The organism is Streptomyces sp. NPDC001920, assembly GCF_053594495.1.
On sequence record NZ_JBSFEP010000025.1, the window covers coordinates 85,794 to 106,000 of the forward strand.

At 69.1% G+C, this 20,207-nt stretch carries 12 protein-coding genes; 9 read left to right on the top strand and 3 right to left on the bottom strand.

All coding sequences use genetic code 11. The features are described from left to right. Positions 1 to 487 precede the first annotated feature (487 nt). Complete coding sequence (locus ACWCPI_RS33625; protein WP_451041731.1) at positions 488 to 1,003, bottom strand: N-acetyltransferase family protein; 516 nt, start codon at positions 1,001 to 1,003, stop codon at positions 488 to 490. Between the two features lie 880 nt (positions 1,004 to 1,883). On the opposite strand from ACWCPI_RS33625, the gene ACWCPI_RS33630 reads away from it, so the two are divergent. From ACWCPI_RS33630 to ACWCPI_RS33650, 5 genes are all read left to right on the top strand, one after another. Beyond that, the gene (locus tag ACWCPI_RS33630) at positions 1,884 to 2,837 is read left to right on the top strand and encodes an alpha/beta fold hydrolase (RefSeq protein WP_451041732.1); all 954 of its coding nucleotides are present in this window, start codon (positions 1,884 to 1,886) and stop codon (positions 2,835 to 2,837) included. Positions 2,838 to 2,933: 96 nt separating this feature from the next. Further along, the gene (locus ACWCPI_RS33635; protein WP_451041733.1) at positions 2,934 to 4,490 is read left to right on the top strand and encodes a GMC family oxidoreductase; all 1,557 of its coding nucleotides are present in this window, start codon (positions 2,934 to 2,936) and stop codon (positions 4,488 to 4,490) included. A 567-nt stretch (positions 4,491 to 5,057) separates the two neighbouring features. Next, positions 5,058 to 5,759, top strand: a complete 702-nt coding sequence (locus tag ACWCPI_RS33640) for an RNA polymerase sigma factor (RefSeq protein WP_451041734.1) — start codon at positions 5,058 to 5,060, stop codon at positions 5,757 to 5,759. Next, complete coding sequence (locus ACWCPI_RS33645; protein WP_451041735.1) at positions 5,756 to 6,862, top strand: CU044_5270 family protein; 1,107 nt, start codon at positions 5,756 to 5,758, stop codon at positions 6,860 to 6,862. The genes ACWCPI_RS33640 and ACWCPI_RS33645 overlap by 4 nt, the downstream gene beginning before the upstream one ends. 541 nt (positions 6,863 to 7,403) lie before the next feature. Then, complete coding sequence (locus ACWCPI_RS33650; RefSeq protein ID WP_451041736.1) at positions 7,404 to 8,210, top strand: calcium-binding protein; 807 nt, start codon at positions 7,404 to 7,406, stop codon at positions 8,208 to 8,210. 848 nt (positions 8,211 to 9,058) lie between these two features. Here ACWCPI_RS33650 and ACWCPI_RS33655 read toward each other — a convergent pair. Then, on the bottom strand, positions 9,059 to 10,975 hold the full coding sequence (locus ACWCPI_RS33655; RefSeq protein ID WP_451041737.1) for a pentapeptide repeat-containing protein: 1,917 nt from the start codon (positions 10,973 to 10,975) through the stop codon (positions 9,059 to 9,061). A 566-nt stretch (positions 10,976 to 11,541) separates the two neighbouring features. Between ACWCPI_RS33655 and ACWCPI_RS33660 the strand changes: the two genes are divergently transcribed. The 3 genes from ACWCPI_RS33660 to ACWCPI_RS33670 all read left to right on the top strand — a co-directional run bounded on the left by ACWCPI_RS33660 (position 11,542) and on the right by ACWCPI_RS33670 (position 17,227). Then, positions 11,542 to 12,645 (top strand): AI-2E family transporter, encoded by a 1,104-nt coding sequence (locus ACWCPI_RS33660; protein ID WP_451041738.1) that lies wholly within the window; start codon positions 11,542 to 11,544, stop codon positions 12,643 to 12,645. A gap of 441 nt (positions 12,646 to 13,086) precedes the next feature. After that, entirely contained in the window at positions 13,087 to 15,006 is a 1,920-nt protein-coding gene (locus ACWCPI_RS33665; RefSeq protein ID WP_451041739.1) for a hypothetical protein, read from the top strand. Between the two features lie 328 nt (positions 15,007 to 15,334). Beyond that, the gene (locus ACWCPI_RS33670; RefSeq protein WP_451041740.1) at positions 15,335 to 17,227 is read left to right on the top strand and encodes an ATP-binding cassette domain-containing protein; all 1,893 of its coding nucleotides are present in this window, start codon (positions 15,335 to 15,337) and stop codon (positions 17,225 to 17,227) included. 113 nt (positions 17,228 to 17,340) lie between these two features. On the opposite strand, the gene ACWCPI_RS33675 is transcribed toward ACWCPI_RS33670, so the two are convergent. Then, complete coding sequence (locus tag ACWCPI_RS33675; protein WP_451041741.1) at positions 17,341 to 19,074, bottom strand: S8 family serine peptidase; 1,734 nt, start codon at positions 19,072 to 19,074, stop codon at positions 17,341 to 17,343. Positions 19,075 to 19,799: 725 nt separating this feature from the next. On the opposite strand from ACWCPI_RS33675, the gene ACWCPI_RS33680 reads away from it, so the two are divergent. Further along, entirely contained in the window at positions 19,800 to 20,147 is a 348-nt protein-coding gene (locus ACWCPI_RS33680) for an ASCH domain-containing protein (RefSeq protein WP_451041742.1), read from the top strand. Positions 20,148 to 20,207 lie beyond the last annotated feature (60 nt).

Genomic DNA, 20,207 nt, shown 5'->3' on the forward strand with positions numbered 1-20,207 from the left:
CGCGGATACGAACCGTGAACCTACTCCGGTGAAGTGCTGTGCCACGAGACCGCGGGCGGCCTGCTGCGCACCGCCACAACTTCTCTGCCGTGCGGCGAAGTCCGCCACCGGTAACCGCTTCGGGCCCGGGGCCGGACAGCGCCCGACCGCTGGTGCCCCGACAGGCAGCGTTCGCCCCGTCGCGACACCCGGCACGCGCTCTCGCCGCACCGGGCACATGCCCAAGTTCGTCCAGTACGAGGGCTTGTGCCCGGTGACGGAGCGGATGCGGTTCGCCGTCGGCCGGGGGCCCGGGCTCGCCGGTCAGAGTGCTGGTGCCGGCCGCCGCCCCGCCCTCGGCCCACTACGACTGCGGCTGTCTGGGGGGCAGCGGCTCGAACTCGTCCGGATGTCAGACGACTTCGGACCGCCGTCCTCGGGAATGATGTCACCGTCGGCGATCGCATGAGGCTTGCCAGATGATCACGCGACGCCTGTCGATGCGGCACTAGAGCGAGATGCGGAGGTCCACCACAGAGCCGGTGGTGTCGATCGGCGTCGCGTCCAGTTTCTCCAGCACGTGCAGCATCGGCTTGTTGCACGCCGCCACCGCGGCTGCCAGCGTGTGGTGCCCCTCGCGGCGGGCAACGGCGGCCGCGTGTACGGCCAACGCGGTACCGAGCCCCCTGTCCTGCCACGCGTCCTCGACCAGGATCGCAAGTTCTCCCACCCCTTGCTCATCGGTGCGCATGAGGTTGGTCATCGCGATGATGTGATCCGTACGCCCGGTCGGAGTGGTCACCAGCGTCGTGCCGCGCTCAGGATTGGACAGCTGGCGCCATTCGGCAGGTGAGAGCCCGGACTTACCCGCGTGGTACCGCAGGGCTCGACTGCGGAGGGAGCAACGGTGGTGCAGTTCCTGGACCGGTGCCAGGTCGACGGTGGCCGCTTTCCGGGTCCGGGTGGCCGTGCCGTCGGTCAGTGTGATCGGGTGTGCGGCGTCTCGACGCCTTGCGTCGGACATACGTGACTCTCCCTACGATTGCGATCGTGACTGTTTACCGCGGGTACCGGGACGCGAGTACGACTCGCTACCGGAGAAGTCTTTTGCTGACTTCGAGCCGACTCAAGAGGGCTTCACGTCAATTCGGCTGCGCTGAGCCCATGTTGAATAGCGCATAGAAAACGGAAGAATGACTGAGCCGTGTCCGTCGCGGCCGACGAATGCCGAGTGTCGCTCCCCCCATCACCCCAGGATTTGCAGAGGCGGTCATCCAGCAGCGCCGCCAGGGCCGGACGACGAGTGGCCCGTGCTTTGCGGAGTGACCCGACCTCCGCGTGGCGGAGGAACAGCCCTCGCCACGGCCGCCATGCGGATCTGTAGGGGGCGGCCGTCGAGACAGGCCGCGGCCAGGGGGGAGGGCTCGCTCATGTCCCCTCCCCCCGGCCGTCCGTACGCGCTTCCACCACTGAGCACGATGACGGCTCACCCCGAAGTCGCGCTGCGCCCCGGGCCGCATCGCCTGTCCTGCCCCCTCCCTCACCGACGCCGCTGGGTACGGTCGGTGCGCATGATCCGCGGATCGTCCACCCTGGTCCGCGGTGGGGCGTCCGCGGGTTCACCGAGAGGGTCGGCCAGGTGGTGCCGTCTCGCTGCCCGACGGGAAAGGCCGCACATTCCATGGCCCACACGTATGCGTCCACGGCTCCGGTCGGTGCTGCGGGACCAGGACTGGACGACGGTGCCGGAGACTCCCCGTCGACCGAATCCCGGATCAGGGACAGCGAGTCCCAGCCGATTCCATGAGCGTCGCCGTCCGCTTCCACTCGGCCATACACAATGGGCGCCGTCATGCGCGTCGGCCCGGACCGGCCGAGCACGAGGGCGAACTCAAGGGATTTCGATGAAATCGAGACTGGTCTGGGGTGCTGCCGGGGCCGCCGTCGCCGCCCTGGCGGCGCGGGCGGTGGCCGACGGGATAGAACGTCAGCCCGATCCCGTGCCCCGCGACGTGCTGCGCCGTGAGCCCGAGGGCGACGAAGTGTTCCTTTCCCGGCCCGACGGGACGGTGTTACGCGCCGTCGTCGCCGGCGAAGGGCCCCCCGTGGTGTTGGCCCACGGTTACGGTGTCTCGCTCCTGGAGTGGAACATGGTGCAGGCCACCCTTGTGGCACGCGGCTACCGTGTCATCGTCTTCGACCAGCGCGGCCACGAGGGCTCCACCTGCGGTGCGGACGGCATCGGCTCCGGTCCGATGGCACGGGACTGCCTGGCCGTCCTGGAGCATTTCGGCGTGGAGGACGGAGTCCTGGTCGGGCATTCCATGGGCGGGTTCGTGGCACTTCGGGCCGTGCTCGATCATCCCGGCGTCGCCCGGCGGCTGCGCGGTCTGGTGCTGTTCGCGACCTGGGCGGGCCGCATCTACGACGGAGCACCGCACAACCGGCTGCAGATCCCGCTGCTGGAGACGGGCCTCCTCCAGCAGCTGGCACGCACCCGGACCGGCGGAATCCTCTTCGGGGCCGCCCAGTGCGGAAAGCGCCCCTCCCCAGCCATGATCGACGTCTTCCTCGACGTCTTCCTCCGCCAGGACCATGCCTTGCTCCTGCCGGTCGTCCGGGCCTTCGCGCGCGAGAACCGCTATCCGCGACTGCCCGAGATCACGGTTCCCACCGTCGTCATGGTCGGCTCGGCCGACCGCAGCACACCGCCCAGCCACGCCCGGCGCCTCACCGCGGGGATACCGGGCGCCCGCCTGGTCGTCGTACCGGACGCCGGACACATGCTCAACTGGGAGAACCCTCAGGCACTGGTGGAGGCCGTCGTCTGCCTGCACGAGGCCGACCGAGCGGGCTGACACCCCCTCGACATTGGCCGAGAGCGCGGTGTGCTTCCCGTGCCGTTACCGCTTGGGTGAAAGGATCGGTCAACCGGGTGGGGCGAGGGGGCACAGGTGTACGACTACATCATCGTGGGCGCCGGATCGGCCGGCTGCGTGCTGGCGAACCGACTCACCGAGGACGGGAGCGCGCACGTTCTGCTGATCGAGGCGGGGCCCGTCGACGATGCCGCGGAGATCCGCGTTCCCGCGGCGTTCAGCCAGCTCTTCCAGACGAAGTACGACTGGAGTTACCTCAGCGAGTGTGAACCGGGGCTGGACGGCCGCCGTCGCTATCTGCCCCGGGGCCGCATGCTCGGCGGCTGCTCCTCGATGAACGCGATGATCTACATACGGGGCAATCGCCGCGACTACGACGCGTGGGCGGCAGGCGGCGCTGACGGTTGGAGCTGGCAGGACGTCCTGCCGTACTTCCTTCAGGCCGAGGACTTCACGGGCCCCACGTCACCGTGGCACGCCACCGGCGGGCCGCTCACGGTCAGTCAAGGCCGCTCACGGCATCCGTTGATGGACGCCTACGTGGCGGCCGCACAGGAAGCCGGCCACCCCTTCACCAGCGATTTCAACGGCCCCGAACAGGACGGCGTCGGCTACTACCACCTCACTCAGCGCGCCGGTCTGCGCTGCAGCACGGCCGACGCGTACCTGCGGCCGGCCCTGTCCCGGCCGAACCTGGAGGTGCTGACCGGCGCCCAGTGCACCCGCGTGCTGCTCGACGGCGACCGTGCGACCGGCATCGAGGTGGACCGCGACGGCGAACTGCTGCGCCTGCACGCCGAACGCGAGGTCGTGCTGTCGGCCGGTGCGTACAACTCTCCGCAGCTGCTCATGCTCTCCGGCATCGGCCCGGGCGGCGACCTGGCGGCCCATGGCATCACGCCGCGCGTCGACCTTCCCGTCGGGGAGAACCTGCAGGATCATCCGCATGTCGGCCTGTGCTTTCTCACCGACACCGAGTCGCTGTTCACCGCCGCGACGCCGGACAACGTCAGCCTGTTGGAGAGCGCGGGGCGGGGACCACTCAGCTCGAACGTCGGCGAGGCCGGCGGGTTTCACCGTACTCGTGAGGGACTCGACGCCCCTGACATCCAGGTGCACGCCACACCGGTGATGTTCCATGACGAGGGCCTCAGCCCCGTGGCCGACCACGCGTTCATGTTCGGTGCGGTCCTGCTCGCTCCGACGAGCCGGGGCAGGGTCTCCCTGCGCTCTGCGCTCCCCAGCGCCAAGCCCCGCATTCTGCACAACTACCTGACCACCGAAGAGGATCGCCTCACGATGATCCGAGCCCTGCGGATGCTGCTCGACATCGCCGACCAGCCCAGCCTGGCCAAGCACCGCCGTGCCGGCTTCCGCGTGCCGCGCTCCACGGACGACGCCGGCCTGCTCGCCTTCGCCCGGCGTGAGCTGCAGACCCTCTATCACCCGGCGGGCACCTGCTCCATCGGGCCCGTCGTGGACCCCCGGCTCAGGGTGCACGGCACAAGCGGCCTGCGGGTGGTGGACGCCTCGGTGATGCCCACCGTGGTGCGGGGCAACACCAACGCCCCCACGATCATGATCGCGGAAAAGGCCGCAGACATGATCCGCGGTCTGCCGGCACCGGTGTGACGGCAGCGTCATACGGATTGACGCGGCGTCCTTGGCCAAGGCGTCCCACGGCGCCATGTCCGGGACTGGCCGCAGTCGACGCAGTCGACAGTCGACCATCGTGCATCGACCGCGCGGACTGCGCGAGCTCCCCTCGACGTGGAACGACATGGACGGAACCAGTACTGGCACGACAGCTCCGCGAAGCCGCCGCCCGCACCGAGTCGGACCCACGCGTGCGTCAGCGTGCGCCGCAACTCGGCCACCGTCCGTGGTGGACGCACGCCACCACCACGCCCCTGCCGCCCCTCAACGGACCCACTGAACCGCCTCCACGGCCACACAACGGGCGTGGATGTGCGATGCTGCGTCGCGCGACGCGACAGGGCGTTCGAGACAACTGCTCTGAGATGCTCCCTGGGCGGTCGGGCCGCAGGTGGGCTTGCCCGGCGCCGCCGTGCGCGCAGTCGAGGAAGCGCAAGGGGTCGTCCGTCATGTCGGCTTGGCAGGCGCATCCGGGTCGAGTGTGGCGCAGGTCACGGGAAGTCGGTGCGCGGTGCCGGACAGCTCATTGAGGTGAGCACTCATATGCGTACCCGGGTACGGGCCGGGGATCCGAGCGCGTTCGCCGAACTCTTCGACGCCTACGCCCGCGCGGTCTACAACCATGCCTTCCGGCTGACCGCCGACTGGTCCACGGCCGAGGACGTGATGGCCGCGACCTTCATGGAGGCATGGCGGCTGCGCGACAAGGTCGATGCGGAGGGCGGTTCCCTGCGGCCCTGGCTGCTGGGCATCGCCACCAACACCGCGCGCAACCAGTACCGGAGCAACCGCCGGTACCGGGCCGCGGCGCAGGCCGCCGCGGCCGCCGAACTCGCGGTGCCCGACCACGCCGAGGAGGTGGCGGGCAGGCTCGACGATCGGCAGCGCCTCGCAGCGGCACTCACCGCCCTCGCCTCGCTGCGCCGCCCGGAGCGCGAGGTCATCGCGCTCTGCCTGGGAGAGGGCCTGGACTACGAGACCGCGGCGGAGGCGCTGGGCGTTCCGGCCGGCACCGTGGCCTCCCGACTCTCCCGCGCCCGCAAGAAGCTGCGCAAGCTGGCCGATGCCGACCGCGGCGGTTCTCAACCCGCAGGCCACGCAAGGCAGTTGAGGGGCCCTACGGCAACGGCACTCGAAAGAAATCTCGAAGAAAGTCTCGTGAAACGGGAAGGCGGCCGCCCCGACCGACAGACAAGAGGCGATCACGCACACGCGATCCGGCCCGCACAGGGAGGAAACCGATGAACGCGAACACGTCCCGGCAGAACGCTGCCGAGCGGGAAGAGGGCGCCCAGCTCTTCGACCGGACGACGCGCGACTTGCCGTCGGGCCGCCACCAGTTCCACAAGGAGCGCATGATGGCCCGGATTTACGAGACCCAGCAGGCAGAGCACACGGGCGTGGGGACGGAGACGGTGACCCCCGCGAAGGATCGGCGGTTCCGTCTGCCGCGTCCGGCGATCGCCCTGCCCGCGCTGGCCGCCGCCGTGGCCGTGGCGGTCGCCGCCGGTGTGGTGACCTCCGGCGGTGAGGCCGGGGACGGCGGTGTCGCCACGGGACCGGCTCTGACCACCACCGTAGGCGCCGCGTCCGCCAAGGGCGTCCCGCACCTGCTCGACCAGATCGCCCTGGCTGCGGCCGAGGTGGAGCAGCCGGCCGTCAAGCCCGGCCAGTACATCTACATCGAGTCCAAGACGGCCGAGAGCTTCGTGAGGACCGTCGGCGACACCAGCACCCTGGCCAGCCACGAACTCCACACCCGCCAGGTGTGGGAGTCCCCGGACGGCACCAAGGGCTGGCTGATCGACCCTGCCGTCAACGACGACCCCGAGGGCGAGACCCTGAGCCTCCCCGACGAGCAGGGCAACATCCCGAAGGCGAACCTGAACGCCCCGTCATACGCCTACCTGGCCAAGCTGACCATGGACCCCGACGCTCTCCTCGCCAAGATCTACAAGGAGACCGAGGGGCAGGGCAACACTCCCGACCAGCAGGCGTTCACCACCATCGGTGACCTGCTCGGCGAGAGCTACCCGCCCGCAAAGCTGTACCCGGCTCTCTTCAAGGCCGCCGCGAAGATCCCCGGCGTCGTCGTGGTCGACGACGCGGTGGACGCGGCGGGCCGGCACGGTGTGGCAGTGGCCCGTCTCGACGAGGCCAGCGGTGTGCGCGAGGAGTGGATCTTCGACAGGAAGACGCACGTCTACCTGGGTGAGCGCACGGTTCAGGTGAGCGGGACCAGCGGTGAGAAGGGCCTGATCAAGCCCGGCACGGTCATCTTCACCAGCGCCATCATGAACCGCGCCATCGTCGATGGCATCAAGCAGACCCCGTCACAGGCCGGCTGACGTATCCGATCCACGCAGCGATGACCGGTACCTCCGGTGAGTCCACCGGAGGTACCGGGAACCTGCCGTTCAGCCGGCCCCGAGGCTGTGGCTTCTTCCGGTTGATGACCCGGACAGGGAGCGGACAGGGACCGGACAGGGACCGGGAGCGTGGTCCCCTCGGGGCCCCGGCAGGCAGCCGTGGTCGGGCCCGTCCGTACCGCACCGTGACGTTTGGGCGTGCAGATGCGCTGGATATTGCGGACCAGTCTGTGTGACGGCTGTGCCTGAGCCATGCCAACGTGATCGGGGAGATGAGGGTGGTACCGCGTGCAGTACGTCATCGATGTTCGCTGACGAGACGTGCTCTTGCCGGGGTTCCTGTCCCTGCGGCGGCCGCGGTCGTGACGGTCAAGACACCGCGACGACGTCCGTTCACACTGCGGCGGTGTGGACCGCAGCAGCAGACCTTCCCGTATCCGATCAAGTCCGTCACCGGCCCCTGACCGGCCTCAACCGCCCGCTGGGCGGGTTCCCGCTCTTCCCTCCGCGAAGGAGACACATGCGCAAGCGTGCTGCCTTTGTTCTGCTCAGTTCCGTTGCCGCGGCCGCGCTGGCCGCCTTCGTCATCCCCGGTGCCTACGCGGACGAGGCCCAGGACGTCCAGATCACCAACGTCCGCTTCGACGGTGGCGCGAACATCGTGGTCGATGTCTACGCCAAGACGATCACGGTTTCCGGGACCTTCACCCACCCGTCGGGCATCCATGACGCGGACTTCGTCCTGTGGCGTGGACCGGATGGTGCGAACCCCTACGAGACCTACGACGACCGCATCGTGTCGAACCAGTACTACTCCCATGCGGACTGCGTCGCCTCAAGTGCCACCACCTCCACCTGTTCGCAGACGATCTCCCTCGAACCGGACTGGAGGTACGGCGGCACCGCGCTCACCAACGCCCACGCCGGCACCTGGAGGGTCAGTGTGCAGGGGGTGGCCGGTGACGACAGCTGGACCCACACGGCGAGCCACTCGACGACTCGTCTGCAGCGGCACTCCAAGCTCACCGTGAACGCAGGCCCCGAGCCGATTGCCAAGGGCCAGCCCCTCACCGTCACCGGCAAGCTCACCCGGGCCAACTGGGACACGCTCGATTACCGGGGGTACACCAACCAGCCTGCCAAGCTCCAGTTCCGCAAGGCCGGTACTACGACCTACACCACCATCAAAACCGTGTATACCTCCAGCACCGGCAACCTGACGACCACGGTCCCCGCCTCCGAGGACGGCTACTGGCGTTGGAACTTCGCAGGCACCTCCACCACCCCGGCCGTCAAGGCGACCGGCGACTTCGTGGAGGTGCAGTAGTCCGGACGCCGCTCCCGCGGGTTCAGACCCGCACGGCGATCAGCGGCCACTCTGGCCGTCGGACCGGGTCGGTGAGGGAATCCAGGGTTGCGCGCCGATCGGTCGGGGGCGGCCCGCGCGCGACCAGCCCGTCGGCCTCAGGAGCATCCAGCAGGCCAGTCACGTTACGAGGGTGGCCTGCAGCTGCCCGACCAGCTTCCGCTGGGTCAAGGGCCCTGATGGAAAGGTGCCCACAGCAATCCGGCGCGCGCCCTGGTCAGACCACGCTCCGGCACGCCGCGCTGCATCATCACGCTCAAGACGCTGCGTCCCGACCGGAGGTGGTCGACGACTGTCTCGCTGGGACCAGCATGGCCCTGGACGCGTGACCACGCCGGTCGGTCGAACGGCGCTGGGCCGAGCTTCATCGGGACCCAAAAGCTGCTGGACACCACGGAGGTGGAGCCGGCGCCCACCGGCCCCAGCACTGTCGTGGCGGCCCAAGCGCAGCTCGTCGACGAGGCCGGTGAGTGCCCCGGTGAGGTTCTGGTCTTCACTCAGGGCGGCTACCTGTCGTGGCTGGAAGTCTGTTCATGGAGCGACGACGTCGAGGTGACGCTGGCCTCCCTTCGGCCCTGCTGGAGGCACGCTCTTGACTCGTGTCGGCGGCATCCAGCGGGCCCGGCTGCGACACCACGATCCGAACGCCATCGCGATGTCAATTTCATCAGCGACAGACAGCAGTGATTATCTGGGGGTCAAAGGGTTTCTGTGCAGCTCATAGGCATGATTGACGGTGCAGGCAAGTAAGGCACGTGAATGGTTCGGTCGAACGTTGCAAAGGGCCACGCTTGGCTGGGGCAGGGCTGTCAGCGTTTGACGCGGTTGCGGATGGCGAGGACGGCCAGGCCCAACAGGACGGGTTCGGTGAAGCGTGAGGTCATCTCGATGTAGGTGCCGGCGGTGGTCAGGTCCTGGCCGGAGGTGCGGAACACCACCGAGTTCAGCGTGACGTTCAGGGCTTTCTCGAAGCGCTCGCTGGTGAACCGGTTGCCGGTGGGGTTCTGGGGATCGTCCTTGTCGATCTCGAAGGTGACCTTGCCCCCGCCGGCCGGGACGGTGCCGGTCGCGGTCTGCTTCGGGGTGTCCTGAGCGAGGCCGAAGGCCATCAGCAGGATGATGGTCAGGAGCATGGCGACGCCGAGCCAGGCCAGGGCCCGGGAGGCGCGCAGGCCGTAGCCGGACAGCGCCCAATAGGCGGTCAGTAGCCCCCGTTCACTGCGGGGGATGTCGTCCGCGTGGCGGCGCATCTCCATCTCGCCGTAGTAGAAGTCGGCCGCCCCTGGCTCGTGCTTTCCGTCCTCGAAGGCCTTGCGCAGCGCCCGGTATACCGGAGCCAGTTGCAGCGGCCCAGCCCGCCCGGGGCCGAGGACCCAGCCCTGCACTGCCCCCGGCTGGCTGGCACGCCAGTGGTGTTCCTCGGCCAGGACGCGGCGCTCGGTGAACCGCACGGGCGGCCAGCGCCGCCAGTACACGGCGAGCGGTGCGGTGTTGAAAGTGCAGGCCCCCTCCAGGCGGAGTTGGTCCAGGTGGACCGTGCCGGTGAACAGACATTCCCACAGATCGAGGTCGGCCAGGACCAGATGGGCCGCGTCCACCCCGCGCAGCGACGCCACCCGCACCCCGGGGTCGTACGCGCTCGGAAAGAGATCTTCGGCGAGCGGTCGGCCGTCGTTGAGCACGAACAGACCCAGCTCGGCGGCGATCGTGAGGGGGTACTCAAACACGGCATGCGCGAAGTCCACCGTGGCATAGCGCAGGCGGATCTCCGCCGTCGATGACCAGCGGGTGCGACGGCACTCCAGACGGCGCACAGCGAATGAGAGGGTCACCGGGCTGCCGAACATCGCACCGGACAGCACAAGCCGCCCAGCACACACCAAAGGCCCGAACTGGTCGGCCTTCACGAAGGTCGCCGAGCTGAACCTGGCGTCGCCCTTGAAGGTCGCCGAGCTGAACTCGGCGTTGCCCTTGAAGGTCGCCGAGCTGAACTCGGCGTTGCCCTCGAAGGTCGCCGACGTGAACATGGCGATGCTCTCGAGGGTCGCCGAGCTGAACCCGGCGTCGCCTTTGAAGGTCGCCGACCAGAACCAGGCGTCGCCCTTGAAGGTCGCCCAATCGAACCAGGCGTCGCCCTTGAAGGTCGCCCAATCGAACATGGCGGTGCCCTCGAAGGTCGCCGACCCGAACATGGCGATGCTCTCGAAGGTCGCCGACTCGAACCCGGCGACGCCCTTGAAGGTCGCCGACTCGAACCCGGCGACGCCCTTGAAGGTCTCCGACCTGAACCAGGCGTCGTCCTCGAAGGTTGCCGAGCTGAACCAGGCGTCGTCCTCGAAGGTCGCCGACTCGAACCCGGCGGTGCCCTCGAAGGTCGCCGACCCGAACATGGCGGTGCCCTTGAAGGTCGCCGACCCGAAATCGGCGCTGCCCTCGAAGGTCGCCGACAGGAACCAGGCGTCGCCTAAGCGGGGGTGACCGGTTGCGGAGTCGCGAAGGGCGTTGAGTAAGGCGATGAGGAGGGACCCGGTGAAGGTGGTGCCCCGGTGGTCGATGTCGGCGCCGGGCGTCAGGCTGGCCAGATAGGCGTCACGGTCGGCGTCGGCCAGGTGGGCGAGACATTGGGTGTAGCCGGGGACGTGGATGCCGCGGCAGCCGACAGGGTCGGCAGCAGGGGCTGCACCGTGTGCGCAGTGCGGCCAGGCTGGCGGTACGGATGTGCTCATGGTGCGGCGGCTCCACGGTGTCAGGTGCCCTTATGGACGCCCTGGGGACGAGAACGGTTCAGGCTCGACGATGATGGGTAGCGTCGGGGATCGGGACCCACCCTTGCGAACATGCCGTACGTGCCTGAACGACCCGTAGCTCTGTCAGGCATGGTGCACTGAGGCGCACATGCCTCACATGCCTGTCGCCCGCTCGACACCTGAGATAACAGTTGCTGCGCCTGCTCCGTACGGGCTGACATGCGCGACCAGCACGCGTGACCAGCGGCCACGCGCCGGCCGAGACGCGGCGTTTGTGGCGCGCCGGGTCCGCCCGGGTGGCCGCCTACGACACGTCGCTGACGGACCGGTACTCGCCGTTCCTGATCGACATGGGCGGGCAGGAGTTCCCGCCGACGGGCTCTTGGCCGACCGAGTCCTGCCGAAGCGTCCAGTGCCGTAATCCCGCCGGCCCGCCGCACCGGGTGGACCACCGCGGACACGTCAGGCAGACGCAGGCGAGCCCGTCGGCCCGATGCCGGAACCGGCCACGGCCGGTTCCACCTGGGTACCAATAAGGTGGCCCCATGTCTGCCACATTGAGTCCCACGAGAGCCAGAGCCGCGCTGCGTACATCGGCGCGTATCTCCGTGGAGTTGCTGCTGGTCCTCGTGATGCTCGCAGCGGCGCTGTGGCTTCTGGGCCGAATATGGTCGGTGGTCTGGCCACTGGTCATCGGTCTGCTCCTCACCACACTGACCTGGCCTCCGGCTCGTTTCCTGCGTCGTCACGGGTGGTCACCCGCCCTGGCCGCGTCGGCTGTGACCGTACTGTTCCTCCTGGTCGCCGTGGGCGTCGTGGCGCTGATCGCGGTGCCGGTGGCGTCCCAGTCCGGCGAGCTGACCGACGGAGTGGTCGAGGGTCTTCAGAGGCTGCGCGAGTGGGCCGCCGGGCCGCCGTTGAACGTCGGCGACGACCAGATCACCAAGGCCATGGACACGGCGGTCGCCCGCGCTCAGGAGGGCCTCGGCAGCATGGTCACCGCGGTCGTCACCGGGGTGAGCACCGTGGTCAACGGCTTGATCACCGCCGTCCTCGCCCTTTTCCTGATGTTCTTCTTCCTGAAGGACGGACCGCGGTTCCTGCCGTGGCTGGCCCGCCAGTTGCCCGGCCGACTCGCCACCGACGTCCCGACCGTGGCCGCGCGCTCTTGGGACACCCTGGGCGCGTTCGTACGGTCCCAAGCAGCCGTCGGGCTGCTCGACGCCGTCCTGATCGGGCTCGGCCTGTGGATCGTGGGGGTACCGCTGGTGCTCCCGCTGGCGGTCCTGACCTTCGTCTCCGCGTTCGTCCCGATCATCGGTGCCCTGTTCGCCGGTCTCGTCGCGGTTCTCATCGCGCTGGTCTCCAACGGCCTGACCGACGCCTTGATCGTGCTGGGCATCATCGTCGCGGTACAGCAACTCGAGGGCAACGTGTTCCAGCCCATGATCCAAAGCCGTGGGCTCGGCCTCCACGCGGCAGTGGTGCTGCTGGCCGTGACGCTCGGCGGCAACCTGGCCGGCATCGTGGGAAGTCTCCTCGCCGTACCCGTCGCCGCGCTGATCGCGGTCGTCTGGAACTACGTGCGCGATCAACTGAGCGAGCCGCGCGAGGAGTCGGACGAGGAGCCCGTGGGCGTCCCAGCGTAGCGATGTGCGCAGCAGCGCGAGACGTACTTCGCTCTGCCCGAGCCGCACGGGAAAACCGGCTGGCACCCGCCGCGTCCGCTGGGTGAGAGCCCCGAGCCGATGCCAGTGGTTCCGCGCCTTCCGCGGGACTGTAGCCCGTGGCCCAGCCGGCCAACTCCCTGCCAGGCCGACGCTTCGGCGGCTCCGGGAGCGGGCGGCGGGGCGCCGGTTCCGGCCCCGCGGCGGGGACGGCCCCGGCCCTTTCCTGTGACCGCCCCGGTCGGTACAGCTTGTCGACGGCCGTGCTCGTGGTCTTCGGGGTACATCGACTCGCACTCCGCATCCCCGTACTGCCTGCGCCTGGCGTGGCCTTCACAAGCCGAGGGGGACGCCGGCGTCAGGGTCGGTGGGGCATGGACTGAGGGCCTTGTACCACCGCGGGCCGGCGGGGATCATGATCGCGTGCAGCGCCGAGAGCAACTCCACGAACTACTCGCAGGCGCCGGACTCACGGTCGTCGAGGATGTGCGCCCGGGCGACCTGTTCCCGCCGGAGGCCGGCTGGCGGATCGCGCGGGGCGTCGCGGCGCCGGACGGTGTGGCCCGGGACGAGCTCGATGCCGCGTGGTGGCGTCGTCTGTGCGATGTCGACGGCGAGTTTCTGGTGGTCGTCCTCAGGCACCGGATCGGCGGCAACGACTCCTGGTGGACCCGGGTCCGGTACACCGGGAACGGTGTACCGGAGCTGACCGGCGCCCCCGGGTTCGTGGCGCTCTCCCTCGACGGGCAGGTGCTGCTGGCGGTGGTGCCCTGCGCGGACGGGTCTCGGGTGACGGCCCTCGACCGACTGCCGGAGCGGCTGGAAGAGGCGGCCGAGGCCGCCGGGCGCGAGACGGAGGCCGAGCGCGCCGAGGTGTGGGCGGCGGTGCCCGGCCGAGGTGCGTGGCCTCTGCACTGGGCGGAGGGGATCGGGTCCAATCCGGCTGCGACGGACGACATGCTGATCCGGCTGCTGGATGTGGATGAGGGCTTCCTGCACGGATGCGACCGGCCCGCCGTCCTCGACGCCGCCGTGGCGCACCCGGATCCGCGGGTGCGGTCAAGGCCCGCCGACACCTTCCGGCCCAAGCTCACCTCCGATCAGTGGGTACGCCTGATCCGCGCCGAGCCGTCGCCGAATCGACGCGTGCTCTGGGCGGAGCATGCCTGCACCTGGGGCGCCGAACTCCCCCAGGACCTGTACCACGACCTACTCGCCGGCCCGTCCCGCGCGCGTGCCGCCGAACTCCCGGGACTGGCCGCACAGCACCTGTCCGGCCCCGCGGCCGACACCGATCCCCGGGTGCGGGCGGCGGCCTGCGCCCGGTGGGAAGACCTCGATGCGCCGCTGCGGGAGCGGCTGCTGGCCGACACCGACGACACGGTGCGTACGGCTGCGCTACTCGCCCACCACACCACCGTACCCATGCCTCGCGAGGTTCTGGCCGCCCTGCCCGACCCGCAGCGGGCGCTCGAACGCTGCCGTTTCGCAGCCGAGTTGGAGGCGGAGCTGGTCTGCGACGGGGACACGGAAGTACGTCGGGCACTGGCCGCCAACCCGGGCCTGGGCGCGCACGCCGTCGCCGTCCTGGCGCGGGACCCGCAGGACGACGTCCGCTCCGCGGTGGCGCTGCGCCCCGACCTCACGGAGGAACAACGTGCCGCGATCCGCCACGACTTCGATGTGACGTCGATGTCGCACACCCTGCCCTGGGTCGAGGACCTGCACGGCGACGCCGACGCGATGCGCCGCCTCGCCGCGTCGTCCCACCCCCTTGTCCGCCGTAGTGTGGCCCGAGCCCGGCACCTTCCGCCGGATGTCGTGGCGCGCCTGGCGCGGGACGAGGACCGGGTGGTCCGCCTTTTCCTCGCCGAGTCGTGCGAGGACGCACCGGCCGACATGCTGCTGGACGTCTGGCGCTGGTGGGACGGCAGCTTCAGCCACCCCGACCGGCCCCGCAGCCACCCCAACTTCCCCCGTGCGGGCCTGCTGCGCTACACCACTGACCCCAGCGGGCGCATGCGCCGCCTGGCCCTGGACGATCCAGAGTCGACACCGGCCGACGTCGCCCGCCTGGCGCGGGATCCCGAAGCCGAGGTGCGCAGCCGAGCGGCTGAGGATCCCCGGCTGTCACCGGCCGACGCGGTACGGCTGCTGAACGACCCAGCGGCCCACGTCCGCAGCACCGCGGCGCGCAATCCACGGCTGCCGGCCCGCGTCCTGGCCGGACTGCTGCATGACCGCGACACGGCGAGCGCAGCGGTCACGAACCCGGCGATCCCGGTCCCCGTCCTGCACCGCATCCTGGCCGCGGCCGCGACAGCCGTGGCGGCCCGGCGCTGAGACCGCACGATTCGGGAGGCGTCACCCGTACGGAACTCAGTCACCCATCTCAAGCTGTCCGCAGGATCGATTGACGGGGCGTAAGCCGTTGTGGCTGCCTCGCTCGGTTCACGTGCCGGCTCAAGCAAAGTGCATCAGGCCGTTGTCGGCGTTTCGGCCAACCACTCCGCTTCGCGCTCCTGTTGCTGGAGGCGGGTCGATGCATCCCACACACTCCGCCACCCGCTCAGTATCCAGAGTCGGCGGCGACCGAAAGACATGCGTTCGATATCTCGGTCGGCTCGTTGAGCCTGACGACCACGCCGGACGACGATCAAGGGGGATCACATTGACCTCGGCCGATGGGCAAGAGCAGCAGAAGACCACCACGCCACCGCCGCCGCCACCGGCGGAAATCACCTACAGCGGGCAGTACTCCGTGAACCCGCTCGCCGAGGTGTCGTTCCGGCGCATGTGCGCGCAGATCCCGGCCGTCCTGGGCCGGATCGCCCGGCTGTCGTGGCGGACCGACCGGCGAGCGGTGCAGCTCCTGCTCGGCTGCCAGGTGGTCACAGGCATCTCGGCCGCCGGGCTCCTGGCCTCCACCGCCCACGCCATGGAGCCCATCCTCGGGGACGGCTCCGCCGCCGACCGGCTGCGCGGGGCACTGCCGGCGCTGCTGATGGTCGCGTTCGCCGCCGCGATGGGCCGCGCCGCGGGGGCGGTGGCCACGTACGCCGAGCGGCGGATCACCCCTCGGCTGACAACGGAGACGGACAGTGCTCTGGTGGAGGCCGTGTGCCGGGTCGAGGCCGCGGCGTATGCGGAGGAGGGGTTCTCGGACCGGCATGAGGCGGCCGAGATGGGGGTGATCCGCACCCAGGTGATGGTCACCGACGCCCAGCGGTTCATGTCCGCGCTGATCCGCATGGTCACCGCCGGAGGTGTGCTCTCGGTGCTGAACCCGTTGATGCTGCCCCTGCTGCTGCTCGCCGTGCTGCCGGCCGGTGTCGGCGCCGTCCTGACTGCCCGGGTCGACTACCAGATCCACTACGCCAACATCGCCGACCGCAATGTGCGCGGCATGATGCGCTGGTGGGCGACCACGTCGAAGTACGGTGACGAGGTCCGCGCCAACTCGATGACCGACTACCTCGTCTACTGGTACCGGGCGCTGTCCGATCGGTGCGACCGGCGCACCCTGGCAGCAGCGCCGCGGACGCTGAGGATCGCGCTGCTGTCCGCGCTGGCCGGCGGTGCCTTCCTCGTCGCGACCTGGGGAGCCCTCGCTTGGCTGGCGGTGTCCGGGCGGATCGAACTCGCCGTCGCCGCCACGGCCGTTGTCGCCGTCCAGACCACGCTCGCCGCGCTCTCCCAGGTCGTCATCAACGGCGCCGCGGTCTTCCACACCAGCCTTTACCTGAGCGACATGCAGTCCTTCCTCGACGACGCCGCCGCTCGCGCCCCCAAGCGCGGCCACCGCAAGCTCGCCGCGCCGGTCGAGGAGATCCGGCTCGAGGAAGTCGTCTACCAGTACCCGGGCAAGGACAAGCCTGCCGTGGACGGTGTCTCCCTCGCCCTGGAGCGCGGGCAGATCCTCGCGATCGTGGGCGCGAACGGCTCGGGGAAGTCCACGCTCACCCGGCTGCTGACCGGGATCTACCTGCCGGACAAGGGCAAGGTCACCTGGAACGGCACCGACCTGGCCGACGCCGACCCGGCCACGGTGTGGGCGAACGCCGGTCTGGTGCCGCAGATCTTCGCCCAGTGGCCACTGCGGGTCCGGGAGAACGTCACCCTCGGTCAGCCCCGCACGTACGACGACATCCCCGTGTGGGAGGCCATCGACGCGGTCGGCATGCGCGAAGCCGTCGAAGACCTCCCCGCGGGCCTGGACACCCTCCTGTCCCGCGAGGTCTTCGGCGGCTCGGAGCTCTCCGGCGGGCAGTGGCAGCGCGTCGCCTGCTCCCGTGCCCTGTACCGCCGCCCGGGGCTGCTGATCCTCGACGAGCCCACCTCCCAGATGGATCCGCGCGGCGAGCACCAGATCTTCGAGCAGGTCAAGGCCATCGCGGCCGACCGCATCACCATCGTGGTCACCCACCGCCTGGAGAACACGAAGATCGCGGACCACATCGTCGTGATGGAGCACGGCCGGATCACCGAACAGGGCCGGTACGACGACCTCGTCCACGCAGGGGGAACATTCGCCGAGCTCCTGGAACTCTCCCAGGACCGCTGAAGGGGAGGCCGCGTCCAGTTCAGCCCGTAGGAGTTCGTGGAGCCACCCCAGTCAGTACGGCCCCCGACATGGGTAGTCGGTCGGGGGCCGTGGTCGCGTCCCCTATGTCGTTGCTAGCCAGAGAAGTCGATCAGGCCACGCCCCCAGGTGTCCGCGTCCGGCTTCTGCTTGTAGGCGAAAGTCGACAGCGTCTGTGCCGGGTCCAGGTTCCTGTCGCCGGACAGCAGGAGCGCGACCGCACCGGCCGCGAAGGGTGCTGCCATGCTCGTGCCCTGCATCGCCACATGGTTCTGGTCGATCATCCAGCGGCGACTGTTCCTGGAGTCGCGGGACTGCATGGAGACGATCATGGCGCCGGGCGCGGCGAGATCGGGTTTGGCCTTGCCGTCACGTCGCGGCCCCAGGCTGCTGAATGGTGCGATGTCGTCCGGCTTCAGCCAGCTGGCCTCGCGGCTGGTGCCATCGATGTCCGTCCAGCGAGTCCTGGTCGTGTAGGCGGCCACCGTGATCGCGCTGGTCGCGGTACCGGGAGAGCCGATCGTCATGGAGTTCGTGGCATGCGGACCGGAGAATCTGCCGTCGCCGAGGGCCCAGACGTCCACGCGCGTCGTTTGGTGGGCCGCCTTCTTCCCTCGGACCAGCAGGGTCCAGGTGCGCGAGCCCGCGGCGTTGACCGGGGGTCGCAGGCGCACGGTGAACTGGTGATCCTGGTTTCTGCTGTCGGGCCCAGGGGTGCCGATCTGCACCCTCCAGTTACCGAGCTTGTGGACCTTGTTCGGGTTGCCCTGCGGGCCGTTCGGCAGAATGCCCTGGAACGGCGTGGTCAGCCCTTCCGGTGCGGCTACCGCAACCTCGACCTCGTCGCTGCCCGCGTACCAACCGTTGAACCACAGCTCCTGGACGACTCCGTCGCGGTCGGGACTGTGCAGACAGGGAACCCTCAGCGTCTCCCCTGGGTTCGGGGCGAGTTGGGCATGGATGTTGTCTTCTCCCTCGTTCCCCGCCGCGCAAATAACGATCCTGCCGGGACCTGACTCGTCGTCGATCGCCTTGGCCACGGCGTCCGTTCCGTCATGAGGGTCGCTGTGACCGCCGAGGCTCAGGTTGACCACGGCTGCCTTGCCGAGTTCCTGGGCGAGGCGGAACACGTACTGGATTCCGTCGATGATGCCCACGTTCGTCATGTTCGTCTTGACCACGACGACGTCCGCTTCCGGCGCCACACCCTGGAACTTGTTGTCCGAGCCGGCGGCGATGCCTGCGACGTGGGTGCCGTGCCCGTGGTCGTCCTTGGACTTGACCAGGTCGGCCGTGTCGGCGTACTCGATGCCGTATCGGCCTTCGGGCACACCTGGTCCGCCACGTGCCTCCTGGTCCCATATCCGAAGGATGCGGCCGGCGAATGCCGGGTGCCGCGCGTCGATCCCGCTGTCGACGACACCGATGATGACGCCCTTGCCGGTGAGCTGGTTCGTCGTCCGGAAGGCAGGAAGTCCCACCTTTCCCGGGGCTACGTCCATCAGCGGATGAACCCTTTGCGCCGGGGCGACGCGCTCGACTCCCGGATGCTGGGTCAGGGCCGGCAGGTCGCTGAGCGGGACAATGGCCGTACGCACCCTCGCCCCACCGGCGTTGACCTCGATTCCGGTGGTGCCCTCCAGATCACTGAAGTCAGCGTCCGGCGAACAGTCCAGGGTGACCACGACCCGAGCGGGCTTGGCGAAGTCCCGTGGCGCCACAAACCCCGGCATCTGGTCTTCCTGCACGTGGTCAGCGAGCTCTTGGCGCCCCTCGGCGTACTCGTCGTAGGCCATGGCAAGTGACGGAGCGAGTTTGCTGTAGTCCATGAGCGTTCTCCCTCATCGGGCTCATCGGGCTCATCGGCGATCGAGGTCACCGCTCACTCGTGACACACTTCCGCCGCCAGTGGGCAGATGAGTGGTCGCGGAACGTGGCAGAGCCTGCGCCGAGCGCCGTGCCGGCGGCTGCTGTCGCGCGAGGGGGAAGAGAATGCAAGCGCACAGGGCCTTCGCCGCCGACCTGTTGCTTGGATGCAAAGAACACGACCAGGTTCCCTCCGGGCCAAGGCTGCTGCAACTGGATCAGTTGCGTGAACCACTGAATTTGCTCTTGCAAGGGGTTCATCTTGTTGGGCACACAGGACCTACTGACTGATCCGGCAGGTATGCCGTCCGCTCCTGTGGGGTGAGGTCGGTGTTGGGTGGATGTCTCGGGTGTAAATCATCCGTCAGCGGGCTCCTTCGAGGTTCGTCAGGACAGGGCGCGCGCAGCGGGCCGGTCGCGCGGTGGGACCGTTGCGGAGCTTGGTGAAAGTCCACCCCAATTCTTGAGAGGGGCGGAGCAGTACTCGACCGAGGCGCGGGTGGCCTCGAAGCCGGTGACGACCATGGGGTCATCCGGGTCGTCGTCCAGGCCGAGGAAGCCGAGATCGGCCACTGTGCCGAGGCCGGCAGCGGCTAGTGCTGTGACCGAAACGTTCACCGGCCCGGGGCCGGGGCATCCACCGGATCTGTGACACGGAGGGTTCGCTCGTTCCGTTATGGTGCGCCGAATGGACGACAGCACTTCCCGGCAGCACTCAACGGCGACTCAGACCCTGTACTTCCATCCCGACTATCTCGATGCAGTACGCGCCGAACAGAAGACGACCACGGTACGTTTCCGCGACCCGGTGGAGACTGGCCCGGTGAACCTGGTGTTCGAGTTGGACGACGAGGTAGCACTACCGGGTGTCGTCACGCGCGTCATTGCCAGGACGATGGCCCAGCTGAGCGAGTCGGACGCCCGAGCGGACGGTTTTCGTGATCTCGCCGAGCTTCACGACAGGCTGCGGTTTCACTACCCCCACATCGGGCCGACCGACACCATCGCCATCGTGCACTTCCGGTTGGCCAAATAAGTGCGTGAGTGACTCAGGCATCGACTGGAGTGACTCCCCGCATGATCACACCGCTTCGGG